This window comes from Cupriavidus sp. 01T418, from assembly GCF_056398885.1.
This window is the reverse complement of sequence record NZ_JBFTQG010000049.1, coordinates 43,487-49,647: the sequence shown is the minus strand read 5'-3', so window position 1 is coordinate 49,647 and position 6,161 is coordinate 43,487. Positions and strand designations below refer to the sequence as shown.

Here is a 6,161-nt window from a genome sequence, read left to right as displayed (position 1 = left end):
CGCTCTGGATGCCCACATAGGCCTGGCGACCGAACAGGCGGCCGCCTTGCTGCGATGTGCCGGTGTCCAGGTTAAAGCCGCTTTCCAGAACGAAAACGGATTTCAGGCCGCTGCCGAGATCTTCCACGCCGCGCAAGCCCCAACGCGAGCCGGACAGGCCGCCGGAGTCCATGCGGTAGGCCTTGTTGGACGGGCCGGCATTGAATCCGTTGGCTGCCGTGGGGACGACTCCAACATGATTGGCGTACTCGATGTTTATGTCCGCCACGCCATACAGCGTCACACTGCTTTGTGCGTGAGCGCTGCCGGCGCAGATTGCGCCTGCAGCGATGAGTGCAAGATTAAGCTTGCTCAGCTTGCTGGATGATTTCACTCCCGTATCTCCTCGTGTCTATTTTTTTTTACGCCATTCACATTGACGCAAGTCACATCGAAGCCATCATACTCAAAACCGGGCACCGTGTACCCCAAGTGGCAGGGGGCGGGATTATCCGGATTGCGGGGAGTTTCGGCGCATGGCAGCAAAGTGACGTGGCTAAAATATCAGGCCCCGGCGCGGTCCGCTTCATTGCGCGGCTCGGCAAGGCGCAGGTCCCGCAAGTAGTACCGCTTGGCGATGAAGAACGCCGTTGCGGCGCCCAGGGAGATCAGCGGGACCATCTGCAGTGCGCCCAGCAGGCCGATCCTGTCGGCCAGCACCCCCGTCAGATAGGGCGCCGGCGCGGCGCCAAGGATGTTGTTGACCAGTGTGAGCATCGCCAGGGCGGTCGCATGGGTCGAGGGGCGGGTGAGATTGGCCACCATGGCGCCAGCGGGACCCCAGGTGCCGGCCGCCAGCAGCAAGCCGCAACCGAGCAGCAGCAACTGCGCCGTACCCGGCGGCAGGCGGAATCCCGCCAGCAGCAGCACGCACGACATGAGGCTAATGGCGATCGCGAGCGTCGGCTTGCGGCCCGGTGCCTTGCGGCTTGCCCAGTCCGTCACCATCCCGCACACGGTCATGCCGACGGCGCTGACGATCAGCAGCGCAGCGGCGAGCAGTGCCGCCTTGCCGGCTGGCATTTCGTAGTACCGGTTCAGATAACTCGGCATCCAGGCCATGATCGCAAAGGAGGTGAACAGCTGCAGGCCGCTGCCGATATAGGCGCATCTCAGGGACGGCGCCCAGAAGAGCCCGCGCAGTAGTGCCGGCAAGGGTATACGGGCACGGCTGGGCGCCGCGCCGCGAGGCGCAGCCCCAGGTTGGGCCGCGCGCCGGGCCAGCCTGGCTTCGGTAACCGTCACGGCGTAGATGATTACGATCACCAGCCCGAATACCGCCATGGCCATGAAGGCCGCACGCCAGCCGAAGCGCGCCGCCACGACGCCGCCCAGCCCCATGCCCAGCACCGCGCCGAACATGCCGCCGGAAGTGAAGGCGCCGGTCAGGGTGGCGCGCATGGAAGGCGGAAAAATGCTCAGGATCACGGCCAGCCCGACACTGCCATAGGCAGCTTCGCCGATCCCGACGAAGAAGCGGGCGGCCAGCATGTGCCCGTAGCTGGCGGAGAGCGCGCACGCCAGCGTGCCGCAGCTCCAGAGCAGCGCCATCAGGGCCAGGCTCTTTACGCGGCCCCAGCGATCGGCCACCAGCGAGAACGGTACGGTGAACAGTCCGACCATCAGCGCGACGATGCCGCTAAGGGAGCCGAGCTTGGTGTCGGACAGGCCCCACTCCAGCTTCAGGAGGGGAAAGACGGCATTGAGCACCTGCCGCGACATATAGTCGGACAGCAGGAGCGCAAAGATGAGGGCGAATACCAGCCACGCGTAGGCATGCGAGCGTGCCGGCTTGGCGGTGAGATCCGTGTCCGCGGGAGCGGTCTCGGAAAGGTACTGTCCCATGAAAGTCTCCTGCGGTCTGGTGCCGCTATAGCGCCGCGAAAGCGACGCGGATTTCGCGATCCGCGGCAAGCGGAAGGGCATCTTCGCCCACCCGCTTGCGCAAGGCGGCGTCAGGCTGCGCGCAAGGGCAGGTTCACCTGGCCCGGCTTGCGGTTGGGCGCCATGCCATGCACTGCCAGGGTTTCGTCGGCATCCTTGTACTGCACGCCGATCTTGTAGATCTCGCGCGCTTCCTTGCCGTTGGCCACTTCACGACCGAGTTCGCGGGCGACGCGCACGCACTGCTCGATCTGCTGCACCGAGGTCATGCGATTGCCGTGCTGGTCGATGATGGTGTCCTCGATGCCGCAGCGCGGATGCAGGCCCATCGACATGGCCATCATGTTGAACGGCAGGACGTTCTTCAACAGCGATTCCGCGGTCAGCGTGCAGCCATCCGGCGCGCGGTGGACGAAATTGAAGAAATTGAATGGATTCGGACCATCGAAGCCGCCACCGATACCGATCCAGGTCAGGTTCAGCGGTCCAGTGTATACCCCCTTGCGCACCAGGCGTTCGAGGGTTTCCAGCGCATGGATGCCGGTCAGCTGGAAATGCGGCTGGATGCCGGAGGCCTGCAGGCGGCGCAGATGCTCCTCGACCCATCCCGGGCCCGCGGGCACGGTCATTTCGCTGTAGGCGGCCTGGAAAGCCGGGTTGGCCAGCGAGGTGCCCTCCAGGTATTCCGGATAGAGCAGCTCCATGATGTTCATCTGCGTCGTATTGATGGCCACCGTCACTTGATCCGGCTTGGGATCGAGGTCAGCCAGCATGTGGCGGGTATCGTCCGACAGCCACTTGGCGGCCTGGCCGTCGTCTTCCGGCGCAAACGAGATCGAGCCGCCGACCTGGATGATCATGTCGGGCACCGCGGCACGCACGCCGGCAATCAGCTCGTTGAACTTGGACAGGCGCTTGGAGCCCTTGCCATCGAGTTCGCGCACATGGAGGTGCAGCACCGTGGCACCGGCGTTGTAGCAGTCAACGGCCTTTTGCACCTGTTCTTCCATTGTCACCGGAATGTCTTCGGGGAAATCCGCCGGCATCCACTCGGGGCCGTACGGCGCCACGGTGATGACCACTTTGTCCTGGTTCTCGGGGTGCAGGGAATCATCGAGGAATTGCATTTGTTGCTCCTTGTCTGGTTTGGACTAGCTCGTTTTCGATCGCGTCAGTTCAGTTCTGGTCTGGGGGCTTAGTACGGTACGTCGCCAACAATGCCGGCGCGCTCCATCTTGCGGTGGCACGGCGGGTAATCCATGACGGCGTAGTGCTGGGTCGCGCGGTTGTCCCAGATCGCCACGCTATTGGGCTGCCAGCGCCAGCGCACCTGGTACTCGGGGATATTGGCCTGGCTGATCAGGTAGTTGAGCAGCAGGCTGGCGCCCGGATTGCAGTCCTGGCCGAAGCGAACCCGCTGCGGCGTGTGGTAGTTGGTGAAATGCGTGGTGAAGCCATTGACGAACAGCACCTTCTCGCCGGTCTCCGGGTGGATGCGCACCACCGGGTGCTCGGCATCCGGGAACTGGGCCTTGAGCGCAAGGCGCTTCTCGATCGGCATGGCGGCGCCGAAGCTGGCTTCGATGCTGTGGCGCGCCCGCAGGTCGGCGATCTGGCTCTTGATTTGCTCGGGCAGGTTCTCATAAGCCAGGACCATATTGGCCCACATGGTGTCGCCGCCGACGGGCGGGCATTCCACGCAGCGCAGCACGCAGCCGAAGGGCGGGGCTACGCGCCAGGTTGCATCTGTGTGCCAGGCGTTCTCATAGCGGTCGTTCGGCTGGTCCGGAGTCTTGTAGATCCGCACCAGGCCCGGATGTTCGGGGTCGCTGCCGGCTACCGGGTGGTCTTCCAGTTCGCCGAAAAGGCGGGCAAAGGCCACGTGTTCGGCGCGCGTGATGTCCTGGCCGCGCAGGAACAGCACGCGATGCCTGAGCAGCGCGGCGCGGATTTCCGCAAACAGGCCGGCGTCGTGGATGGCGTCCGCCAGTTTGATGCCAACCAGCTCGGCGCCGATGGCGCAGGTAAGTTGTTCGATGCGCATGGTGCTCTCCTTAGACCGTGAAGATCGAGGAGCCGGTGGTCTTGCGCGACTCCAGGTCCCGATGCGCTTGCGCCGCATCCTGCAGGGCGTAGCGCTGGTTGATTTCGATGCGGATGCGGCCGGCCGCGACATGGCCGAACAGCTCGCCGGCCAGCTCGTTCTTTTCGGCGGGATCGGCGATGTAGTCGGCCAGCGCTGGGCGGGTGAGGTACAGGGAGCCTTTCATTGCCAGCAGTTGCGGGTTGAACGGCGGGATCGGGCCGGAGGCCGTGCCCACGCAAACCATCAGGCCACGGCGCTTGAGCGAATCCAGCGAAGCATTGAAGGTGTCCTTGCCAACGCTGTCGAAGACCACGTTGACGCCGACGCCGTCGGTCAGGTCACGCACGCGGCTGGCCACGTCCTCGTGGCTGTAGTCGATGATGTGGTCGCAGCCGTGGGCGCGGGCGACTGCGGCCTTGGCCTCGCTCGACACCGTGCCGATCACGGTCAGGCCGAGCAGCTTCGCCCACTGCGAGACGATCAGGCCGACGCCGCCGGCGGCGGCATGCAGCAGGATGGTGTCATCAGGCTTGAAGGCGTAGATGCGGCGCATCAGGTACGCGGAGGTCAGGCCGCGCATGGTCATGGCGGCGGCGGTCCCGCAATCGATGCCAGCGGGCAGCTTGATCAGCGCCGCGGCCGCGATCAGGCGTTCGGTACTGTACGCGCCGAGCGTGTTCAGAAAGCCCGTATAGGTGACGCGATCGCCCACTGCGAGCTTGGTGACGCCGGTCCCGACGGCTTCGACCACGCCGGCCGCTTCGACGCCCATGCCGGCAGGCAGCGGCATCGGATACAAGCCCGAGCGGAAGTAAGTGTCCGCGAAATTCAGGCCGACTGCTTCATGACGCAAGCGCACCTCCCCGGGCCCCGGATCGCCCACCGCGACCTCTTCCCATTGCAGTACTTCGGGACCGCCGGTCTCATGGATTCGAATGGCGTGTGGCATGTTGACTCCTCGTTATATTCAGTATGTCGTTGATTCGGTTTTGCGTTGCCCGGGGGGCAGGCTCATGCGTGGGACGGGGCAAGCCTGGCCAGCAGTTGTGCAAAGCTGGCGTCGGAACGCATCCCGGCGCGGGGCTCGAGGACCTGGTTCAGCGCGCATTGCATCCCATCCCATTCGGCCTTGGTCAGGTAGTGGCGCGCCGCCGGCAGCACCACGCCTTCTTCGCGGCCCCTGTATTCCCATACCAGGCGGGCATACTGTTCGACGGCCCGGGCCAGCGCGGGCAGCGCGGACTCGCCGGCGGCGGTTTGCGCCACTTGCGTGGCGAGGTCGTCCAGCAGGCTCTGTTGGCGCAGGTGCTGGCGGGACAGCTCATCCAGCTCCGCGCGCATGGCCTCGCTGCGCCGGCTCAGGCGGCGGAACAGCGTGGCCTCCTTGACCCGGTGCAGCGGATGGACTGCCAGACGCACATACTCGATCGCCGCCATCATCGGCGCCGGTGCCATCAACGCACCCGGCGCAGGCGTTTCGAGCAGGCTCAGGCAGGCATGCAGCAGTGCTGCCAGGCGACTGTATTCGTTGCGCAGCAGCTCGATTGCGGCAATGGATGCGGGTGCGCAATCGGCCGCGATCGACAACACCGGAATGCGGGCATGCATCAACATGTCCCGGGCCGGGGAGCCCGGCTCGGCGAGTTCCCCGGTGCCATGGGCGAGGACAATCGCGTCGCAGCCGGCCTGGTCCGCCGCGGCCAGCAATGCCCGCGCCGGCTGTTCGGCAACGAGGGTGGCGAACGTGCTCGCTACGCCTTGCGCCCGCGCCGCCGCGTCGGCCCGGACCAGCGCCTCCAGGACCTGCGGCTGGCCGCGCGTGCCGGCAGCTTGCGCATGCCGGAAACTGATGCGCGCGCCGTGGCTGCGGGCCAGTGCAATGGCTTGCGCCGTGGCATTGGCGACGTGATCACGGGGATCGACGGGAACGAACAGGTGGCGGAACATGGTTTGGGGCCGGTATGGGGTCAGGACAGTGCTGGCGTATTGGCTTCGAGCGCCGTCGGGGTCTGGTATTCGGTTGCTGGCATTGCGTCTCCTGCGTAATCGTCCTGATGTGATGGAATAGTAGGAGCGCGCCGGAGGGGGACTCCCCCCAGCGGTGGGGGGGATGGGGCACAGGGATATCCCTGAGAGCGGCCAGCCAGGCACC

6 protein-coding genes are annotated in these 6,161 nt (G+C 65.4%); all 6 read right to left on the bottom strand.

What is annotated here, in order from left to right; translation table 11 throughout:
• Positions 1 to 373 (bottom strand): porin (locus AC1DQ3_RS30600; protein ID WP_477123870.1); only part of this gene is annotated, 373 nt, incomplete at its 3' end.
• A 170-nt stretch (positions 374 to 543) separates the two neighbouring features.
• Positions 544 to 1,884: an MFS transporter gene (locus tag AC1DQ3_RS30595; RefSeq protein WP_477123869.1), complete on the bottom strand. Its 1,341-nt coding sequence runs from the start codon at positions 1,882 to 1,884 to the stop codon at positions 544 to 546.
• A gap of 110 nt (positions 1,885 to 1,994) precedes the next feature.
• Positions 1,995 to 3,050 carry a beta-keto acid cleavage family enzyme gene (locus AC1DQ3_RS30590; protein ID WP_477123868.1) on the bottom strand — a complete coding sequence of 352 codons (1,056 nt, stop codon included), beginning with the start codon at positions 3,048 to 3,050 and terminating at the stop codon, positions 1,995 to 1,997.
• Positions 3,051 to 3,118: 68 nt separating this feature from the next.
• Positions 3,119 to 3,967, bottom strand: a complete 849-nt coding sequence (locus AC1DQ3_RS30585) for a TauD/TfdA dioxygenase family protein (RefSeq protein ID WP_477123867.1) — start codon at positions 3,965 to 3,967, stop codon at positions 3,119 to 3,121.
• 10 nt (positions 3,968 to 3,977) lie between these two features.
• Complete coding sequence (locus tag AC1DQ3_RS30580) at positions 3,978 to 4,958, bottom strand: quinone oxidoreductase family protein (protein WP_477123866.1); 981 nt, start codon at positions 4,956 to 4,958, stop codon at positions 3,978 to 3,980.
• A 62-nt stretch (positions 4,959 to 5,020) separates the two neighbouring features.
• Positions 5,021 to 5,956, bottom strand: coding sequence for a universal stress protein (locus tag AC1DQ3_RS30575; RefSeq protein ID WP_477123865.1), 936 nt, complete (start codon positions 5,954 to 5,956; stop codon positions 5,021 to 5,023).
• Between the last annotated feature and the right edge of the window lie 205 nt (positions 5,957 to 6,161).